Raw genomic sequence first — 19,394 nt, forward strand, 5'->3', positions numbered from 1 at the left:
GAGCCGAATTATAGCAAACTTCGAGCCGTCCGCTACACCCTCGCGCAAACCGCTCTATGGATGACGGATATAGTCCACCAGCGCCGTCGTATAAGCATCCGGTTTGCGGTCGAAAAGGCTCACGCCGATGGCCACCAGAAAGCCCGCCGGCACGCCGAACACGCCCGAACTGATCGGTTCGATGCCGAACCACCGCGGCCCGGCAAAGCCCGTCATCTGCGCGAAGAAGGGATAGGTCGAAACAATGTAGTAGATGCACACGAGTAGCCCCGCCAGCATGCCGGCCACCGCGCCGAGCCGCGTCGTGCGCTTCCAGAACACGCCCAGCACCAGCACCGGAAACAGGCTCGACGCCGCCAGTGAAAATGCCGCGCCGACCAGAAACAGAATGTTGCCCGTGTTGAGCGACGCCACATACGACGCAAACAGCGCCACTCCGAGCAGCAGAATCTTCGAAATGGTCACGCGCCGCTGACTCGACGCGCCCGGGTCGACCATGTGGTAATACACGTCGTGCGATAAGGCGTTCGCAATCGTCAGCAGCAAACCGTCAGCCGTCGAAAGCGCCGCGGCCAATGCGCCCGCCGCGATCAGGCCAGACATCACATATGGCAATCCCGCGATCTCCGGCGCGGCAAGCACCACCATGTCGGGCTGCATCTGAATCTCGCTCCATCGCACGATGCCGTCTCCATTGGTGTCCGCGAGCGTGATCAGGCTCGGCTCCACCTTGCGCCATTGCGTGAGCCATTGCGGCAGATCGGAAAAGTGATGACCGACGAGGTTCGTCAACATCTCGTACTTGATCAGTACCGCAAGCACCGGCACGGTCACATAAAACAGCGCGACGAAAAAGAGCGTCCAGCCGACCGAGCGTCGCGCGGACGCGACCGACGTCGTCGTGTTATAGCGCGTCAGAATATGCGGCAAGCTCGCCGTGCCGAGCGACAGGCACAGCAGAAGCGAAAGAAAGTTGCGCTCGTGCATCCGACGGTCGTCATCGCTCGCCGCGGGGAACGGCTCGTGCATCGGCAGCGGCGCGGCAGCACGCATCAGCATCTCATCTCGCTGCTGGCTCCAAACGATCTGCGCGGCAGCGGCATCGCGCGGAAACTGCTCGAGCGCTTTCTCGCGCTCCTTGATCTCGCGCAGCGGACCATTGCGGCGGCGCAGATCCGCCACCTCCTGTGTGAGCTTCAGCTTCTGCGCGACGAATGAATGCGGCAGCATGTCGAGCCGCTGCTGCATCAGCGCGGCCCGGCGGCGATAATCGTCGCGCACGGTCTGCTCGAGCGGCTCGTCGCGCACCTGTTTCTCGAGGCTCTCCATACGCTCCATCAACCGGCCGTAACTCAGTTGCGGTACCCAGCCGAGCCCGTCCTTATGCGCGATCATCGAAACGGGAATCAGGATCGCCGAAATCAGAATGATGTATTGCGCAACCTGTGTCCACGTCACCGCGCGCATGCCGCCGAGAAATGAACACACAAGAATCCCCGCGAGTCCGCAGAAAATGCCCACGGCAAAGTCGACACCAATGAAGCGTGTCGCAATCAGGCCGACGCCCTGAATCTGCGCAACCAGATAAACGAAGGAACACAGAATCGCCGACAACGCCGCGAGGCCGCGCACGGCGTTGCTCGAAAAACGCGTGCCGAGGAAATCGGGAATCGTGTAGCGCGCGAGCTTGCGCACGTATGGCGCGAGCAAAAACGCAACGAGGCAATAGCCGCCGGTCCAGCCCATCAGATAGGCCAGCCCGTCGTAGCCGGTTGCGTAGATGGACCCGGCGAGGCCGATGAACGAAGCCGCCGAAAGCCAGTCCGCCGCCGTCGCCATGCCATTGAACGCGGACGGCACGCGCCGTCCCGCCACGTAGTATTCGACGAGATCCGACGTGCGCGACAGCAAGCCGATCACCGCGTACACGGCAATCGGCACGAACAGGAACACGTAGCCGATCCACATGCCCGGCCCGGTCGTGCGCTCGATGCGCCACATCACATAGATGAACAGCAGGAAGCCAAGCGTGTAAAACGCATATGAGCGAACCAGCCTGTTCGTCAGCTTCATCGGATCAGGTTCCCGCGCACGCCGGCATCGGCGGCATCGGCGGCGGTCGGGATTGAGGCCACACCAGCGCCTGAAGCGGCACCGGTGTCGGCAGCAGTATGAGCGTCGGCCTCGAACGCGCGTTGCAAGTGGCGGTCGGCGCGCTGCATGGACACGATATACACGATGATCAGCGCGAGATACATCAGGATCGCGCCTTGTGCGCCGAAGTAAAACGGCAATCTGAAGCCGGCAAAACGCAGATGCGCGAGAGCGGGTGCCGCGAGCGGCAACAGGAACGATACGGCGAAACCCACCGACATCAACGCCGCGATGAGCGCGAGATTGAAGCGCCAGTACTTCTGATGTGCGCGAGCAAGCGCCGCCGACACCGCCGGCGGTTCGGGCGCGGGGTTCTGCGCAGCGTGAGAGGAGTGGTGAGGCGCGGCCATGCGCCTATGTATCAAAAAGGCACCGCGCAGGCAATCGGGATTGTCCGCCCGAAGGCTGATCAGGCATTCGGCGAGGAGCGCATCGTCCGATACGCCCCCTGCCTTTTCATCTGCAACGTGCCGGCAGACGCATGCTTTTAAAGCGACTCGCCGAGCTGATCGAGGATCGCCGGGTTCTCCAGCGTCGATACGTCTTGCGTAATCTCCTCGCCCTTTGCAAGCGAACGCAACAGACGGCGCATGATCTTGCCTGAACGCGTCTTCGGCAGATTCTCGCCGAAGCGGATGTCCTTCGGCTTCGCGATCGGACCGATCTCCTTGCCGACCCAGTTGCGCAATTCGTTGGCGAGCTTGACCGCCTCCTCGCCTTCCGGACGCGCGCGCTTCAACACGACGAACGCGCATACCGCCTCGCCGGTCGTTGCATCTGGCCGGCCGACCACGGCGGCCTCCGCGACGATCGGGTTCGACACCAGCGCCGATTCGATCTCCATCGTGCCGAGACGGTGACCCGACACATTGAGCACATCGTCGATGCGACCCATGATCGTGAAGTAGCCGGTGTCCTTGTCGCGCACCGCGCCGTCGCCGGCGAGATACAGCTTGCCGCCGAGCTCCTCGGGGAAATAGCTCTTCTTGTAACGGTCCGGATCGCCCCACACGTTACGCAACATGGAAGGCCAAGGCCGCTTCACCACCAGAATGCCGCCCTGCCCGTTCGGCACGTCCTGGCCGGTTTCGTCGACGACCGCCGCCATGATGCCCGGCAATGGCAGCGTGCACGAACCCGGCACGAGCGGCGTTGCGCCCGGTAGCGGCGTGATCATGTGGCCGCCGGTTTCCGTTTGCCACCACGTATCGACAATCGGGCAGCGCCCGCCGCCGACGTTCTCGTAATACCACACCCACGCTTCCGGATTGATCGGCTCGCCGACCGTACCGATGATGCGCAGCGTCGACAGGTCGTAGCTCTTGGGATGCACTTTCGCATCGGCTTCCGCGGCCTTGATCAGCGAGCGGATCGCGGTCGGCGCCGTATAGAACAGCGTGACCTTGTGCTTCGCGATCATGTCCCAGAAGCGGCCGGCGTTCGGATAGGTCGGCACACCTTCGAACACGACCTGGGTGCCGCCAAGCGTCAGCGGACCATAAGTGATGTAGCTGTGACCCGTGATCCAGCCGATGTCCGCGGTACACCAGAACACGTCGCTGGACTTCCAGTCGAAGGTCCACTTCATGGTCTGCGCGGCCCACAGCAGATAGCCGCCCGTGCTGTGCTGAACGCCCTTCGGCTTGCCCGTCGAACCCGATGTATAGAGAATGAAAAGCGGATGCTCGGCACCGACCCACTCGGGCGCGCATTGATCCGACTCGGCTTGTGAGATCTCATGCATCCACAGGTCGCGGCTTTCGTTCCACGCAATCTTGCCGCCGGTGCGCTGGTAGACGATCACACTCTTGACGGCTTCGCAGCCGCCCATTGCGAGCGCTTCGTCGGCGATGTTCTTCAACGGCAGCGCCTTGCCGCCGCGCATCTGTTCGTCGGACGTGACGAGTGCGACCGCGCCCACGTCGACGAGCCGTTCGTTGAGCGACTTCGACGAGAAGCCGCCGAACACCACCGAGTGCGTCGCACCGATCCGCGCGCATGCCTGCATCGCGACAATGCCTTCAATCGACATCGGCATATAGATCACCACGCGGTCGCCCTTCTTCACGCCGCGCGTTTTCAGCGCGTTCGCAAAGCGCGACACACGTTGCAGCAGATCCTGATACGTAACGTTGGTGACGGTGCCGTCGTCGGCTTCGAAAATGATCGCGACGCGCTCGCCGTTGCCCGCCTCCACGTGACGGTCGATGCTGTTGTACGACGCATTCAGCTGACCGTCCTCGAACCACGTGTAGAACGGCGCTTTCGATTCGTCGACCACTTTCGTGAAGGGCTTGTTCCAGCTTAGCGTCTCGCGAGCGAGGCGCCCCCAGAAGCCTTCGTAATCTCGTTCCGCCTCGGCGGTCAGCGCATGGTAAGCGTCCATGCCGGAGATCGTGGCACCGGCCGCTGCTTCGGCGGAGGGCGGGAAAACACGGCGTTCCTGAAGAACCGATTCAATCGCAGACATCGACAACCCCTTGGTGAAGATGAAACGTAAAACCTGTGCCGGCGCACAGTTCGCGCGCCGTGTCATGTGGACGCCGCAATCAGACGCGATTGCAGGCGCGTGTCTCCCGCCTCACGCATTGACAGTGTGATGTCGCTGCGCCGCGGACCGTTTCCGTCAGCCTGCTTCATGCCGCAACGCAACATAAACGCAGGCGGGACAACGTCCGCTCTCGTGTTCAACCATAAGCGGTGCAACTTACCGGCCACTTACGCGAGCGGCATCGGCTTGCCCGCACAAACCCTTACGCGATTCGTACGACGCTTTCAACGAGCCTCGCATCGGCGCCATTCGGGCACGTCATGCAGGTTACCTTCGTTAAGCCTGCTTCCCTTACGCTGCGTTGCGGGCCCTAATACAATGCTAACTGAATTAGCTGCCCGGATTCCAGTTTGAATCGCTACGCCCTGCTCCTTATCAGTTCGATGCTGCTCGTCGGCAGCAATGTCGGCATCGGTAAATCGATTGTCCAGTTCGTCCCCGTTCCGCTGTTCGCGCTGCTGCGCTTCGTGATCGCTATGGCCGTGCTGTGGCCGCTTCTGCGCATCGCGAAACTGCGTCACGTGAAGCGCGATGAATGGCTCAATCTGTTTCTGCAGGCGCTCTTCGGCACCTTCGGGTTTACGCTACTCATGCTCAATGGCGTGCAGCGCACGAGTGCGGTGGCGGCGGGCGTCATCACGAGCACCATTCCGGCCGTCGTCGCGCTGCTGTCCTGGCTTATTTTCAAGGAGCGTCCCAGTGGACGCGCGCTTGCGTCGATTGCATTGGCCATTGCGGGCGTGGTGGTCATCAATCTCGCGCATGTCGATGCGGGCGCGCACGGCGAGACTTCGTTCACGGGCAACCTGATGGTGCTCGGCGCAGTGTGCTGCGAGTCGCTCTACATCGTCCTGTCGCGGCGCCTCACGCAAACGCTCGCACCTATCGACATCTGTGCATACACGCATCTGTTCGGCCTGCTGTTGATGCTGCCGTTCGGCGCGACAGCGCTCGCCGATTTCGACTATCGCGCGGTGCCGCCTTGCGTGTGGACGCTGGTGCTGTGGTATGGACTATCCGCAAGCATCTTTTCCTTCTGGCTCTGGATGAAAGGCATCCGGCATGTGCCCGGCAGTCTTGCGGGCGTATTCAGCGCCGTGCTGCCGGTTGCCGCGGCCATCTACGGCATTGCGTTTCTCGGCGAGCGTCCGACGCTTGCGCACGGCGTCGCGCTTGCGTGCGTGATTGCGGGCATTGGACTCGCGAGTCTGAAAGTGAAGCGCGTACCGCCGGTTGCATCGTAAGCGTTGGGGCTCGACCGTGCCCGCCGCGCCGCAGCAAATTCGCCCAACGCTGTACAATAGCGCGCGCTGATGCCAGCGTTGCCGGGCCGCTGCCGGCCCAGAATGGGCTCGCCTCGCGTCTGTGCCGCGCCTGCGCACTTTGCTTTCCGTGCCGATCCGCGCGCGTGATTCGCACGCTGTCGGGCTCATTTGCTCCACGTTCCGTCACCTGCGTTCGATCCGATTTCTGTCTATGTCCGCTTCGCGAATCAATTCCCCGCGCCAACGCCGACCCATGCGCCCGCTGCCCGTCGTCATCTTCATGAGCCGCTGGCTGCAGGTGCCGCTGTATCTCGGGTTGATCGTCGCGCAGGCCGTGTACGTCGTGCTGTTCCTGAAGGAAGTCTGGCATCTCGTCACAGCGTCGATGACGCTCGACGAAACCAACATCATGCTGGTCGTGCTCGGTCTGATCGACGTGGTCATGATTTCGAACCTGCTGATCATGGTGATCATCGGCGGGTATGAAACGTTCGTGTCGCGCCTCGGTGTGGAAGGCCATCCCGACGAGCCCGAATGGCTCGACCACGTGAACGCCGGCGTGCTGAAAGTGAAGCTCGCCATGGCGCTCATCAGCATCTCGTCGATCCATCTGCTGAAAACGTTTATCAGCCCGGACCAGAACTCGACGCACACCATCATGTGGCAGGTCATCATCCACGTCGCGTTCCTCGTCTCGGCACTGATCATGGCCCTGGTCGACCGGCTGACCACGCACACGCATCCGACTCATTTTCAGGAACCCGCGGATCTGCAGCCGCTGGGTTCCAGCGGTTCCACTCCCCTGAAAGCGCACGACTGACCGCACAGCCTGCGAACAGAAAAAAGCGCTACCGTCCCCACCGAGCTTAGCCATGACCGTCATCAAACAGGAAGATCTGATTCAGAGCATTGCTGATTCGTTGCAATACATCAGCTACTACCATCCGCTCGACTACATCCAGGCCCTGGGCCGCGCGTACGAACTCGAACAGAGCCCGGCCGCGAAAGATGCGATTGCGCAGATTCTCACCAACAGCCGCATGTGCGCCGAAGGCAAGCGTCCGATCTGTCAGGACACGGGCATCGTCACAGTGTTCGTGAAGGTCGGCATGGACGTGCGTTGGGACGGTGCGACGATGGGCGTCACCGACATGATCAACGAAGGCGTGCGCCGCGGTTACCTGAACCCGGACAATGTGCTGCGCGCGTCGATCGTGAGCCCGCCCGAAGGCGCGCGCAAGAACACGAAAGACAACACGCCGGCCGTGATTCACTACGAGATCGTGCCGGGCGATAAGGTCGACGTGCAAGTCGCGGCCAAGGGCGGCGGCTCGGAAAACAAGTCGAAGTTCGCGATGCTGAATCCGTCGGACTCCATCGTCGACTGGATTCTGAAGACGGTGCCGACCATGGGCGCGGGTTGGTGCCCGCCGGGCATGCTCGGCATCGGCATCGGCGGCACGGCCGAGAAAGCCATGGTGATGGCGAAAGAATCGCTGATGGACCCGATCGACATTCAGGACGTAATCGCACGCGGCCCGAAAGACTGGATCGAGGAACTGCGCGTCGAACTGCACGAGAAGGTCAATGCGCTCGGCATCGGCGCGCAGGGCCTGGGCGGCCTCGCCACAGTGCTCGACGTGAAGATCATGGCCGCCCCGACGCACGCCGCGTCCAAGCCGGTTGCGATCATCCCGAACTGTGCGGCCACGCGTCACGCGCACTTCACGCTCGACGGCTCGGGCGTCGCCAAGCTCGAAGCGCCGTCGCTCGATGCATGGCCGAAGGTGCAATGGCAGCCGAACACAGAGACCAGCAAGCGTGTCGATCTGAACACGCTGACGCCGGAAGAAGTCGCTTCGTGGAAGCCGGGCCAGACGCTGCTGCTGTCGGGCAAGATGCTGACGGGCCGCGACGCCGCGCACAAGCGCATCGCGGACATGCTGGCCAAGGGAGAGAAGCTGCCGGTCGACTTCACGAACCGCGTGATCTACTACGTGGGCCCGGTCGATCCGGTGCGCGACGAAGCGGTCGGCCCCGCGGGCCCGACCACCGCAACCCGCATGGACAAGTTCACCGAGACCATGCTGTCGCAAACGGGTCTCATCTCGATGATCGGCAAGGCCGAGCGCGGACCGGTCGCGATCGAGGCAATCAGGAAGCACAAGGCCGCGTATCTGATGGCCGTGGGCGGCGCGGCTTACCTGGTGTCGAAGGCGATTCGCAGCGCAAAGGTGCTGGCATTCGAAGACCTCGGCATGGAAGCGATTTACGAGTTCGACGTGCAGGACATGCCGGTCACAGTGGCAGTCGATTCGAGCGGCACCTCGGTGCACCAGACCGGCCCGAAGGAATGGCAGGCAAAGATCGGCAAGATTCCCGTCGCAACCGTCTGATTCGCCGCCGACGCGCATAGCGTGTCTTGAGAAGCCGGGGCCACGGTCCCGGCTTTTTTCATGGATGCCACGCATCACGCGCATGCCAGAGCCGACGTTGAAAGATGTTCTGTTCTCTTGGCTTTTTAAGGCATGGCGTTTATTGTTGTTGGAAAATTGAAGTCCCCCGAAAAAGGAAAGATCATGCAAGGCGACACGAAAGTTATCGAGTATCTCAACGCGCAGTTGAAAAACGAGCTGACCGCGATCAACCAGTATTTCCTGCACGCGCGGATGTATAAGCATTGGGGCCTCGAGAAACTCGGCAAGCATGAATACGATGAGTCGATCGGCGAAATGAAGCATGCCGACTGGCTGATCGAACGCGTTTTCATGCTCGACGGTCTGCCGAACCTGCAAGATCTGCACAAACTGCTGATCGGCGAGGAAACGAAAGAAATTCTCGAATGCGATTTGAAGCTGGAGCAGATCTCGCAGAGCACCTGCAAGGAAGCCATTGCGTATTGCGAATCGGTTCGCGATTTCATCTCGCGTGAAATCTTCGTGAAGATTCTGGACGACACAGAAGAGCACATCGACTGGCTCGAAACGCAACTCGACCTGATCGACAAGGTCGGCATTCAGAACTACCAGCAAACCGCCATGGGCTCGGTGGAGTCCTGATCGGATCGCGCGGGTCCGCTGGGCACGCTCAAGCGCTGGCGCAGGTCCCGGCTCATACGGGATAGCATGCGCCGCGTTGGCGATATACTTGCTCGCTTCGCTTTTTCCCTGCTTTCCCCTGCTTTTCCTGAACGCCGCGCCGGCCGCCCCGATCGCTTATGCCCGAACAATCGTCGTCTACGAACGCATCAATTGGCTCCCTCAGCGCGGATTCGCGGGCGCCCGTCGGCATTTTCGACTCGGGCCTCGGCGGGCTGTCGGTGTTGCGAGCAGTTCGGGCGCAGTTGCCTGACGAGGCGTTGCTCTACGTCGCCGATTCGCTTTATGCGCCATATGGCGAGCGCGACGACGACTTCATCGCCGACCGCACGCTGGCTATCGGCGAGTGGCTCGTCAAACAGGGCGCGAAAGCGCTCGTCGTGGCCTGCAATACGGCAACCGCGCAGTCCATCGCGCTCGTTCGCGAGAAACTGTCCATTCCGCTCGTCGGTGTCGAGCCGGGCATCAAGCCCGCCGCGTTGCAATCGAAAACTCGGGTTGCCGGCGTGCTCGCCACGCAAGTCACGTTGCGCAGCGCGCGCTTTCAGGCGCTGCTGGAACGCTACGCCGCGGATTGCCGCTTTCTTTGCCAGCCCGGTCACGGGCTCGTGCAGGCTGTCGAGCGCTGCGACGTCGGTTCAGCGGAATTGCGCGCGCTCCTGCGCGGCTATCTTCAGCCGATGCTGGACGCGGGCGCCGACACGCTGGTGCTTGGCTGCACGCACTATCCATTTTTCGATGCCGCGATTCGCGACATCGTCGGCGACCGGCTCGCGCTTATCGACACCAGCGTGGCTATTGCCCGCCAGCTGGAGCGCGTGCTCGAACAACACGGCGTGCGCGCAGCGCCTCACACGGCGGACGCCGCGCTGCCGCGCTTCTATTCCACCGGCGACGGCACGCATCTGCGGCAACTTGTCGCCACGCTGCTGGAAATCGACGCGCAGGTCGAGCGCGTACTCATTCCTTCGCGCCGTACCGCACCGTCCTCGCAACCTGCCTGAAAGCCTCCCCGGGCGTCCGTTCCAGAGCCTTTCTGCCGCTTTTAGGCGCGCCTTCGATGGCGTTTGGCGAGGGCGTACGCGGCTCTCTAGCCGCCGTCCGTATAGTCGAAACCCTTCTAAGAGTCTGGTTTTGTTACAAAAAACCGCGTAGGACGCTTGCCAAACGGCTCAAACATAATGATAATAATTCGCATTAACGTTAGCTATGACGCCCTGCCATGATTGTCTGTGTCTGCAAGTCTGTTTCTGACCGAAAGATCCGTGCCTCGATCGCGGAAGGCGTCGATTCGTTCGACGAACTGCAATTCGAGCTCGGCGTTGCGTCCTGCTGCGGCAAGTGCGCGGATTCAGTGCGCGACGTGATGATGCAAAGCGGCGTGTGCGCAAGCCGCTGCGGCTTCGAGCACCAACCGCAAGCTGTGCCCATGATGTTTTACGAGCGCAAGGCAGCGTAACGTACCGTTCGAAACCTGGCGCGAGGACGTGAGGCACGTATGGGTGCCTGCTCCGTATCGTTAGCCGTTGCTCCCTGTTTTCTGGTGCCGATTCAACGTTTTTCAGTTAATCGCACTGCCGTCAGCAAGCCAGTATCCCTGCCAGCCAGCTACCCGCTCACCCATTAATGGAGTTCGAGATGGAATTGCTGATTGGTTTCGTGACCACAATGTGTATTTCGCTGGTGATCTTCCGAACATGACGATGTTTTGTCAGCCGCGCTCCCTCGACAGCGCGCCGCCACGCTAACATGCAGGCTTCGCATACCGCTTTAGCCGGTGCCGCACCGGCTTCGTCCCCCCGAATGAATTCCCGCGTCATGACGGCGACCGCCATGGTTGCGGCGGTTCACGTCGCGCTGCTGGCCGTCGTCCTGACGCTGCGTCACGATCCGGTCGAGGCAACCATCGAGTCGCGCGTGATGACTGCACAGTTGCTGCCGCCGGCGCCTGTTGCCGCGCCGGTCGCGATGCAATCGGTCGCGCCGCCCCCGCCCACGCCAGCGCCGCCGGTTCGCAGCAAGCCGAAGGTGCAGCCCAAGCCGACGCCTACGAAGCCAACGCCAGCGCCGCTTCACGAGGCGCCCGCGCCGTCGCCAACGCCCGTAGCGGCCGCCGAACCGACGCCGGCCGCACCGCCCGCTCCGGCGGCGCCCCCGGCACCGGCTGCTCCGGCAATCGGCCGTCAGACAATGGAAATCACCGCGCCGAAAAACGTCTCGCACCTCGACTGCAACATTGCGAAGCCGGACTACCCGGCCCTCTCGCGCCGCCGCGGGGAAAGCGGCACCGCGTACGTCAAGTTCGTGGTGGGCCTGACCGGCAAGCTCGAGAACATCGAGTTGAAGAAAAGCAGCGGCTTCAGCCGGCTCGACGACGCCGCGCTAGCCGCCGCGCATTCGATCGCGTGCAAACCCTATCTCGAAGACGGCCAACCCGTTCGGGCCGCGTACACCCAGCCTTACAACTTCAATCTCGAAGATTGAAGCGGATTTCAAAAAAAAGGAATTGCAATGCAAAACTACGGATTGGCGCACGTGTGGGCGCAAGGGGATTTCGTCACGCGCGGCATCGCGCTCGCGCTGCTGGTGATGTCAGTGATGTCGTGGAGCGTGATCGTCATCAAAGGCTGGAACGTGATGCGTTTGAACCGCCTCACGAAGAACGCCGAGCAGGCGTTCTGGCATTCCGACGATCTCGCTGACGGCGTGAAAAAGCTTGGCGCCGGATCGTCGACGCCACATGACAATCCGTTCCTCGCGCTGGCGCTGTCGGGCCAGGAAGCGGCCGATCATCATCACCAGACGCAGCCGCATCTGCACGACCGCATGGACGTGTCCGATTGGGTCACGCGCTGTTTGAAGGACACGATGGACGAAAGCGTTGCGCGCATGCAGAGCGGACTCGCAATTCTCGCGTCGATCGGCAGCACGGCGCCGTTCGTGGGTCTCTTCGGCACGGTGTGGGGCATTTATCACGCGCTGCTGGCAATCGGCGCGAGCGGCCAGTCATCGATCGACCAGGTGGCGGGCCCGGTCGGCGAAGCGCTGATCATGACCGCATTCGGTCTCTTCGTTGCAATTCCGGCCGTGCTGGGCTACAACGCACTGACGCGCGCAAACAAGGCGATCGTCGCCAAGCTGAGCCGTTTCGCGCACGGCTTGCACGCATTCTTCGTGACGGGCGCGCGCCTGTCGTCGTCCAAGCGCGGCGACGGCCTGCGTCTCGCGACTCGCGCCAACTGAAGCGCCAACTGAACGACGAGGCATACAGATGGCAATGAGCCCCTTCGCCGGCGACGATGACGACGGCCTGATGAACGAAATCAACATGACGCCGCTCGTCGACGTGATGTTGGTTCTCCTGATCGTTTTCATGGTGACGATTCCGGTGATCCGTCATGCTGTGAAAATCGATCTGCCGCATGCAAGCAGTCAGAAGGAAGAGACCAAGCCTGCTCAGGTCACGGTCGCAGTCGACGCTGACGGTAACGTGTTGTGGAACGACAAAAAAGTGGACGAGGCCGAACTGAGCGCGAAAATTGCAGAGGCCGCGCAGGCGAATCCGCAACCCGAATTGCATCTCGATGCAGATCGTAAAGTGCCTTACGAAAAGGTCGCGCAGGTGATGTCCGCAGCACAGGCCGGTGGCCTGACGAAAATCGGTTTCGTCACGCAGCCTAAAGGCAAGTGACCTTGCCAGATTCGGTGGGGCGCAGTACCCGGAAGTGAAGAAAAGCCCATGAAACAGGGGCTGAAAAGTAAAAGGCCTTCATCAAACGATGAAGGCCTTTTTTTGTGCGCGCTTGGCGCCTTCGGGCGGCGGGATCATTTGCCATCAGCCGAAGACTGTTGGCTCGAATCACCGCATGCGACAGCCGTGCTCGACACGGACAGCGCGGTCAGCCCTATCAGGCCGGCTATGATAGCGGCCATGAGTTTTCGCATAAGAGACTCCTTAGCGAAGGGATTTCAATATAGCCCCATGAGCTCGCGCACACAAGCAAATGGCCATTGAAAGTACTCATGACAGCCCGCGCTTCAATGCTAAAAACGATGCCGCGAAGCTCGCGATCCGCTAGGACGCGATAGCGGCCGTCGCACGCACAGGTACGGGCTGCTGGCGCGTTTCGGACGCCGGGCATTCGCCCATGATGTGCTTGCCTTCATCGGGATCGAGCATCTCGACCAGATAGTCGACGAAAGCGCGCACGGCTGGCACCATTCCCTGGCGCGACACGAAAACGGCGTACAACTGCGGCATAGGAAAAGTCCAGCCAGGCATCACCGGCGACAACTGGCCCGCGCGCAACGAGGCGCCGTACATCATCTCCGGCAACGCAGCGATACCTACCCCACGGAGTACGGCCTCGCGAATCGTCAACAGATCGGCGGTGACGAGACGCGGCTCGTGTTCATGTACGTGACGCGTGCCGTCCGGCGCGATCAGGTTGTAGACGTGCCGTCCGTCGCCCGTGGGTACGTCGAGCGTTTCGAAGCGCGACAGATCTCCCGGTTGCAGCGGCGGCGCATTCTGCTGCAACAGGCTCGGCGCGCCGACCAGCATCTGCTGCGTGCGCCATAGAGGACGCACGACAATATTGGCGTTTTCCGGAGGATCGGAGCGCACGCGCAATGCGACGTCGATCGAATCTTCGAACAGATCGACCACGCGGTTGGTCACGCGCATGACGACGCGCACTTCCGGATAGCGATGCATGAATTCCGGCAGGATGGTCGACAGTATCGTCTGCGAAATCGTGACCGGCACGCTGACGCGCACCGTGCCGCGCGGCGACGAACGCAGTTGCTGCACGACGTTCACGGCGGCCTGCGCCTCGCTCAACATCGCCTGGCAATGCTGGTAGAAAAGTTGGCCCGCCTCTGTGAGCGCGAGCTTGCGTGTCGAGCGCTGCAAAAGCCTCACGCCGAGCGACGCTTCGAGCTCCGTCAAGCGGCGCGACAGCCGCGACTTGGAGATACCCAGCACGCGTTCGGCGGCGGAAAAACCGCCATGTTCGACGACCTGCGAGAAATACATCAGGTCATTCAGATTGTGTGAATCGATCTTCATCTCATCGTTCCAGTAATAGAACAATCCATTGCGTGACGGCGGCTGGCACCCGAAAAAACGGTCCCTATAATAGCTCCATGTTTCAAAAATAACGCTATTCCCCATTTTTCGAGGTGACATTGATGACCGCGACACGCACGATCGAACGCACTTATCCTGCCGTTCGCACGACCGAAGGTGGCGGTTTCGTCGTCCACCGCCCGTTTCCCACGCGCATGCTGATGGACTTCGATCCGTTCCTGCTGCTCGACGAAATGGGACCGGTCGATTACGCGCCCGGCGAGGCGAAAGGAGCGCCCGACCATCCGCATCGCGGATTTGAAACGGTCACCTATGTGCTCGAAGGCCAGTTCGGCCACAAGGATTCGGCGGGCCACTCCGGCACCCTGCATGCCGGCGACGTGCAATGGATGACTGCGGGCGCTGGCGTCGTGCATAGCGAGATGCCCGACCCGTCGTTCGTGCGGACAGGCGGACGCGTGCATGGCTTGCAACTATGGGTGAATCTGCCGCGCCGCGACAAGATGATCGCGCCGCGTTATCAGGAAATGCCGTCGTCGGCAATTCCGGTGGCGACCTCGGCCGACGGCAAGGTTCGCGTGAAGGTGATCGCCGGCGAGGCGCTCGGCGTGAAAGCCGCTGTTGAAACGCGCACGCCGATTCTGTACCAGCACTTTTCGTTGCAACCCGGCGCGACGATCCGGCAGCCCGTCCCGGCCGACTATCGCGTATTTGCATACGGCTTGTCGGGCAAAGGCTTTTACGGCGAAGACGACGCACGCCAGGAAATCGACCCGCGCAAAATGGTCGTGTTCAACAACGACGGCGACTCGATTACGCTCACGGCCGGCGCCGAGCCGCTCGAGGTACTGCTGCTCGGCGGCGTGCCGTTGAAGGAACCCGTCGTGCGCTATGGTCCGTTCGTCATGAATACAGAAGACGAAATCCGCCAGGCGGTCGTCGATTATCAGGCCGGCCGCATGGGTTCGATCACCCACTGAGCAATCTGCCGAGCGCGCGCGCCGGGGCGCAGATATTTGCCAAACCGCGCGCGATGCCAGGTTGCCGCCTCCCGCGAACCCGCGCGCACTCGCGGCGCAAATGCCCCCGACTTCGTTCACAATAGCAATTCCTGCCGCGCCCTGGTCTTGACGCCGTCGAGCCGCCGCGCGCGGCGTTTTCCGTCCTGCTCAGGAGCCCGCATGGCAGAAGCCACCGTCACCGCGCATATCGGTTCGACAAACTACCAGGTCCGTCTCGACGACGGCAAGCACACGTGGCTCGCCGACGAACCCGAATCGCTCGGCGGCGGCGATCGCGGCCCCACTCCGGTTTCGCTGCTGCTGTCGAGCCTCGGCGCATGCACGTCGGTCACGCTCAAGATGTACGCGCAGCGCAAGGACTGGCCGCTCGAAGAGGTGCATGTGACGCTCGGTATCGAACAGGGCGACGAGGGCTCGACCATCGACCGCAAAATCACGCTGCTTGGCGAGTTGTCCGATGAACAGCGGGAACGGCTCTTGCAAATTGCCAATGCATGCCCAGTTCACAAGATTCTCACGCGCTCCATCACGATCCGATCGGGTCTGACTGTTGCGTGACGCTGCGAACGGCCCGGCACGTGCGCGAAGCTGTCCGGGCCGCGTTACTGCAACGCTTGCAACGCTTGCAACGCTTTCATAGGATGCCGTCGTCTTGAATTTCGAACACCTTATCCAGATCAACGACCCGTTGAATCCGTTTGTCGACTCCATGACCCGCGAGCAGTTGTGGGAAGGTCTCGTGCTGCGCGCCGAACAGCCGCAACTGTTCGTGATCGGACTCGACAGCTGCACGATCCTCTCGCGCGAAGGCAATACGATCGAGCGGGAACTGCACTATGGCCAGGCCACCGTGCGCGATCGCGTGACACTCCACGAGAGCCAGGCCGTGCGCTACGACATCCTGCCGACAGCGGACTATGTCGGCGGCTCGCTGACGATGACCATCGAACAGCCGGATGAACTGCAACTGTTCCTGCGCTTCGAATACGCGACCACGCTGCCCGTTTCCGACGACCAGGACGCCGTGCAGACGCAGGAGATCGTCAAGTCGGCTTACCGCGAGAACGACATCGATACGGTGCGGCTGATTCGTCAATATGTGCAGGCGAAACAGGAGCCGGGCTCGCTGCATTGAGCGACCTGCCTCTGGTCTACCATCGCACCGCCCCGCCGCCCGGATGAATCACCTGTCCGGGGCGGCGCCGGCCCCTACTGCGCAACACCCTGCGCGCTCTCCCCCGCTACGCCTTTAGCCTCGATCTCGCTGCGCCTATCGAAAGTCTCAACCGATGAATTTCTGCCTCTTGTAAATAGGAATGGTTATCATTTAGAATTCATCCATCGAATCAAACAACAGCGAAGACGAATGACCGATACCACTCGCACCAGCACGCTCAGCCTGCGCCGCCCGGCCGCCGCGTTGACCAGCCGCCCGAAGCCTTCGGCAGCGACGGCAACGGCCGCCGCCAAGCCTGCTGCGGAGCGTACGAACGGTTCCGGCGAAACGGCCGAACGGGTGGTGCGTAGCGACGCCTTGCTGCAAGGACATAGTCACATCAGCATTTTGCATAACGGGGAAACGTATCAACTGCGCGCCACCCGTTTGGGCAAGCTGATCCTGACCAAGTAACGACGAACGAGATTTCAGTACCGGGTATTGTGGGGACCACCTCCCAGAGAGGTGTTAGGCATTAGCCAGCCACGACGGCTTGCACGTGAGAACTAGACCCCTTCGTGCAGACACCAAGCCAGCCGTCGCAGCCAGCCAGGCCGCTTTTTTGGTTCCCGCCCAAGCGGACACGAAATGCCGTGTACCGTCATGCCAATGAAAAAGCCGTGAAGACGATGTCGCGATGACGTCTACACGGCTTCTGTTTTTTTGTGTCGGGCGGCTCGGGCACGCGAGTGCTCAGCAGCGTAGCCGCCCTATTCCCGCCTACTTCGAGGCCCAGCCCCAGAACATGAGCCACCAGGCGCTGTCGACAACGGCGAGCGCAGCGGCAAACCAGAGCATGGCGAGGCCGCGTTGAACGAAGCGCTCCCTGTAGCGCCGCGTGACGAGCCACGCGAGCCATGCGCTCCACAGATTGGCGATCGCCAGAATCGCGATGCGCAGGTCCGATGCCCACCACAGCGGCACATGCTCGGCACGCAACAGCGACAACGTGGTGGCCGACAAACCAAGGAACACGCCCGCGCCTGCAATCGGAATGAGCCCTTGCGTCAGGTGATGCAAACGCACGGCGCTAAAGCGCCCGAGCATGCGCGTCGCGCCCGTCATCAGAACGAGCAGCGCAGTGCCGTAGACGAGCGCCGTCGCGAGGATGTAGCCGATCACCATCGTGCCGTCGAGCCACGAGAACACGTCGTTCTGTTCCGGGTAATGCGTGAACAGGAACCACGGCGCGTTCGTATCGAGCGGCCATGTGATGTCGTGTTCGACGAGCCACGTGGCGAAGAACATCTTCAGGTCGACGAACCAGCGCGAAGCCGTCCAGTGGAATGCGCCAATTGCAATACCGAGCAGGCCGTACAGGATCAGCGCGGTGTCCCACACATTCGCCTGCTTGTCGCCGAGCTGCACGACTTCCGACGACGGCGCGCGCCACGTGAGCGCAATCGCGTCGCGGTGGCCGCTGCAACGGCCGCACATATGGCAGTCGGACGCGCCCTTCATATTGCGCAACGGCACGAGCGGCGCGCAATTGATCGGAATCACGCGATGTCCGTGTTCGCCATTCTTGTACGAGCGGCGCCATGCATCTTCATCGACTTTGTAGTGGAACGGCGCGAGGCGCGCCAGAAGCGAAAAAACCCCGTTGACGGGGCACAGGTATTTGCACCAGACGCGCTTCTCTCGCCCATACAGCAGGCCGATGACGATGGCCGCCAACGTCGAGCCGCCGAGCACCAGCAGCACCGCCTTCGGGTACTGATAGACGCTCACCATCTGACCGTAGATGGTCGTGATGCCGAACGCGACGAAAGGCCAGCCGCCCCAGCGCATCCAGTGCGGAATCGCTTTGCCGCGACCGTGCTTGCTGGCGAATTCCGCGAGTGCGCCTTCGGGGCAAAGCACGCCGCACCAGACGCGGCCGAGCATGACCATCGACAGCAGAACGAACGGCCACCAGATGCCCCAGAACACGAATTGGGCCGCAAGCGTCAGGTTGTTCCACAAATGCGCGCTGTCATCCGGCAACGGCATCACAGCCGGAACGAGGATCAGCAACGCGTACACCGTGACCACGACCCACTGGATGCCGCGGATTGCGGAACCGTGACGCTGCATCCACTGCCCGGCCGCGGCGAGACGCCCCGGGCGGGTCATGACGGTACTCATGCTGCACGCCCTGCCGTTTGTTGCGCCGGCTTGCGGTTGGCACGGCGCAGCAGCAGATAGACGACCCCCCAGTACACCGCGTACGCAATCAGATTCATCAGCGCGGGATGCGCGCGATAACCGGTGAGCGTCGCGACGAGCGAGCCGAAGGTGCTCGAATCATCGAGCACGGCCGACGTGTTCCACATCTGGTCGACGATGGTCGGCAGGAATTCCTTGTCGATCAGCTTATCGACGCCCGTTTGAAAGAGCCCCGCGCCGAGGAACAGCAGCATGATTTCCGTCACGCGGAAAAAGAGCCGCCACGAGAAGAACTTGCCGCCCAGTTGCAGAACGTAGAACGTGAGCAAGGCGAGACCGAGGCCGATCACGACCGCGAGCATCTGGTTGGTGTCCACGTGACCGGACTGACCGAAGCCGAGGCCGTACAGGAAAATCACGGTCTCGCTGCCTTCGCGCGCGATCGCGAGAGCCACGAGCAGCGCCACGCCCCACCAGTTGGAGTCGCGCTGGCTTTGTTGCAGCGAGCGTTCCATGTCGCGTTTCAGCGAGCGGCCGTGCTGCTTCATCCACAGAACCATTTGCACAATCAGCACGCAGGCAACCAGCACCATCGCGGTCTGGAAATAATCCTGCGCGTCGCCGGAGAGCACCTCGGTGAAGCCGACGAGCGCCGCGCCGAGCGCCACCGCTGCAATCAGGCCCGCCACGACGCCGCCCCACAGGTACGGCAGACCGCGGCGCGCATCGTCATCGCCATTTTTCAGCCACGCGTACAGGATGCCGACGACCAGCAATGCCTCGACACTTTCCCGCCACACGATGAATAGAATCTGACCCATCAAGGACTCCCTTCTGCTCTGCAACTG

General features: G+C 61.9%; 19 protein-coding genes. 13 read left to right on the forward strand and 6 right to left on the reverse strand.

Annotated features, from left to right (window positions below; all coding sequences use genetic code 11):
• Window positions 1–54: 54 nt before the first annotated feature.
• From SB753_RS27390 to acs, 3 genes are all read right to left on the reverse strand, one after another.
• Window positions 55–2,073: a sodium:solute symporter family protein gene (locus tag SB753_RS27390; RefSeq protein ID WP_020069963.1), complete on the reverse strand. Its 2,019-nt coding sequence runs from the start codon at window positions 2,071–2,073 to the stop codon at window positions 55–57.
• Complete coding sequence (locus tag SB753_RS27395; RefSeq protein WP_410802836.1) at window positions 2,070–2,504, reverse strand: DUF4212 domain-containing protein; 435 nt, start codon at window positions 2,502–2,504, stop codon at window positions 2,070–2,072. The genes SB753_RS27390 and SB753_RS27395 overlap by 4 nt, the downstream gene beginning before the upstream one ends.
• 137 nt (window positions 2,505–2,641) lie before the next feature.
• On the reverse strand, window positions 2,642–4,624 hold the full coding sequence (acs, locus tag SB753_RS27400) for an acetate--CoA ligase (RefSeq protein WP_410802838.1): 1,983 nt from the start codon (window positions 4,622–4,624) through the stop codon (window positions 2,642–2,644).
• 431 nt (window positions 4,625–5,055) lie between these two features.
• On the opposite strand from acs, the gene SB753_RS27405 reads away from it, so the two are divergent.
• From SB753_RS27405 to SB753_RS27445, 9 genes are all read left to right on the forward strand, one after another.
• Window positions 5,056–5,949 (forward strand): DMT family transporter, encoded by an 894-nt coding sequence (locus SB753_RS27405; RefSeq protein WP_410802840.1) that lies wholly within the window; start codon window positions 5,056–5,058, stop codon window positions 5,947–5,949.
• Between the two features lie 274 nt (window positions 5,950–6,223).
• Window positions 6,224–6,790 carry a TIGR00645 family protein gene (locus tag SB753_RS27410; protein WP_020069967.1) on the forward strand — a complete coding sequence of 189 codons (567 nt, stop codon included), beginning with the start codon at window positions 6,224–6,226 and terminating at the stop codon, window positions 6,788–6,790.
• 52 nt (window positions 6,791–6,842) lie between these two features.
• On the forward strand, window positions 6,843–8,366 hold the full coding sequence (locus SB753_RS27415; protein WP_410802842.1) for a fumarate hydratase: 1,524 nt from the start codon (window positions 6,843–6,845) through the stop codon (window positions 8,364–8,366).
• Window positions 8,367–8,549: 183 nt separating this feature from the next.
• Window positions 8,550–9,029 (forward strand): bacterioferritin, encoded by a 480-nt coding sequence (gene bfr / locus SB753_RS27420; RefSeq protein WP_088175061.1) that lies wholly within the window; start codon window positions 8,550–8,552, stop codon window positions 9,027–9,029.
• Between the two features lie 158 nt (window positions 9,030–9,187).
• A complete protein-coding gene (murI, locus tag SB753_RS27425; protein ID WP_410802844.1) occupies window positions 9,188–10,072 on the forward strand; it encodes a glutamate racemase in 885 nt (294 codons plus the stop codon).
• Between the two features lie 218 nt (window positions 10,073–10,290).
• Complete coding sequence (locus tag SB753_RS27430; RefSeq protein WP_020069971.1) at window positions 10,291–10,527, forward strand: bacterioferritin-associated ferredoxin; 237 nt, start codon at window positions 10,291–10,293, stop codon at window positions 10,525–10,527.
• A 290-nt stretch (window positions 10,528–10,817) separates the two neighbouring features.
• The gene (locus SB753_RS27435; RefSeq protein WP_410802846.1) at window positions 10,818–11,552 is read left to right on the forward strand and encodes an energy transducer TonB; all 735 of its coding nucleotides are present in this window, start codon (window positions 10,818–10,820) and stop codon (window positions 11,550–11,552) included.
• A 27-nt stretch (window positions 11,553–11,579) separates the two neighbouring features.
• On the forward strand, window positions 11,580–12,311 hold the full coding sequence (locus tag SB753_RS27440; protein ID WP_027779251.1) for a MotA/TolQ/ExbB proton channel family protein: 732 nt from the start codon (window positions 11,580–11,582) through the stop codon (window positions 12,309–12,311).
• Window positions 12,312–12,339: 28 nt separating this feature from the next.
• Window positions 12,340–12,759 carry an ExbD/TolR family protein gene (locus tag SB753_RS27445; protein WP_088175058.1) on the forward strand — a complete coding sequence of 140 codons (420 nt, stop codon included), beginning with the start codon at window positions 12,340–12,342 and terminating at the stop codon, window positions 12,757–12,759.
• 384 nt (window positions 12,760–13,143) lie between these two features.
• On the opposite strand, the gene SB753_RS27450 is transcribed toward SB753_RS27445, so the two are convergent.
• Window positions 13,144–14,139, reverse strand: a complete 996-nt coding sequence (locus SB753_RS27450; RefSeq protein WP_408194080.1) for a LysR family transcriptional regulator — start codon at window positions 14,137–14,139, stop codon at window positions 13,144–13,146.
• 122 nt (window positions 14,140–14,261) lie between these two features.
• On the opposite strand from SB753_RS27450, the gene SB753_RS27455 reads away from it, so the two are divergent.
• The 4 genes from SB753_RS27455 (at window position 14,262) to hemP (ending at window position 16,812) form a co-directional block, all read left to right on the forward strand.
• Window positions 14,262–15,140 (forward strand): pirin family protein, encoded by an 879-nt coding sequence (locus SB753_RS27455; RefSeq protein WP_288827432.1) that lies wholly within the window; start codon window positions 14,262–14,264, stop codon window positions 15,138–15,140.
• Window positions 15,141–15,341: 201 nt separating this feature from the next.
• Complete coding sequence (locus SB753_RS27460) at window positions 15,342–15,740, forward strand: OsmC family protein (RefSeq protein WP_087752616.1); 399 nt, start codon at window positions 15,342–15,344, stop codon at window positions 15,738–15,740.
• A 94-nt stretch (window positions 15,741–15,834) separates the two neighbouring features.
• Complete coding sequence (locus SB753_RS27465; RefSeq protein WP_020069979.1) at window positions 15,835–16,317, forward strand: SRPBCC family protein; 483 nt, start codon at window positions 15,835–15,837, stop codon at window positions 16,315–16,317.
• Between the two features lie 231 nt (window positions 16,318–16,548).
• Window positions 16,549–16,812 carry a hemin uptake protein HemP gene (gene hemP, locus SB753_RS27470; RefSeq protein ID WP_408171956.1) on the forward strand — a complete coding sequence of 88 codons (264 nt, stop codon included), beginning with the start codon at window positions 16,549–16,551 and terminating at the stop codon, window positions 16,810–16,812.
• A 306-nt stretch (window positions 16,813–17,118) separates the two neighbouring features.
• Here hemP and SB753_RS27475 read toward each other — a convergent pair whose 3' ends face one another.
• Together SB753_RS27475 and SB753_RS27480 are read right to left on the reverse strand one after the other, a co-directional pair.
• Window positions 17,119–18,525 (reverse strand): 4Fe-4S binding protein, encoded by a 1,407-nt coding sequence (locus tag SB753_RS27475; protein WP_410802849.1) that lies wholly within the window; start codon window positions 18,523–18,525, stop codon window positions 17,119–17,121.
• Window positions 18,522–19,367 carry an FTR1 family protein gene (locus SB753_RS27480; RefSeq protein ID WP_087751670.1) on the reverse strand — a complete coding sequence of 282 codons (846 nt, stop codon included), beginning with the start codon at window positions 19,365–19,367 and terminating at the stop codon, window positions 18,522–18,524. The genes SB753_RS27475 and SB753_RS27480 overlap by 4 nt, the downstream gene beginning before the upstream one ends.
• Window positions 19,368–19,394 lie beyond the last annotated feature (27 nt).

The organism is Paraburkholderia sp. SIMBA_053, from assembly GCF_046534895.1.
In the GTDB taxonomy this organism is placed as follows: domain Bacteria; phylum Pseudomonadota; class Gammaproteobacteria; order Burkholderiales; family Burkholderiaceae; genus Paraburkholderia; species Paraburkholderia caledonica.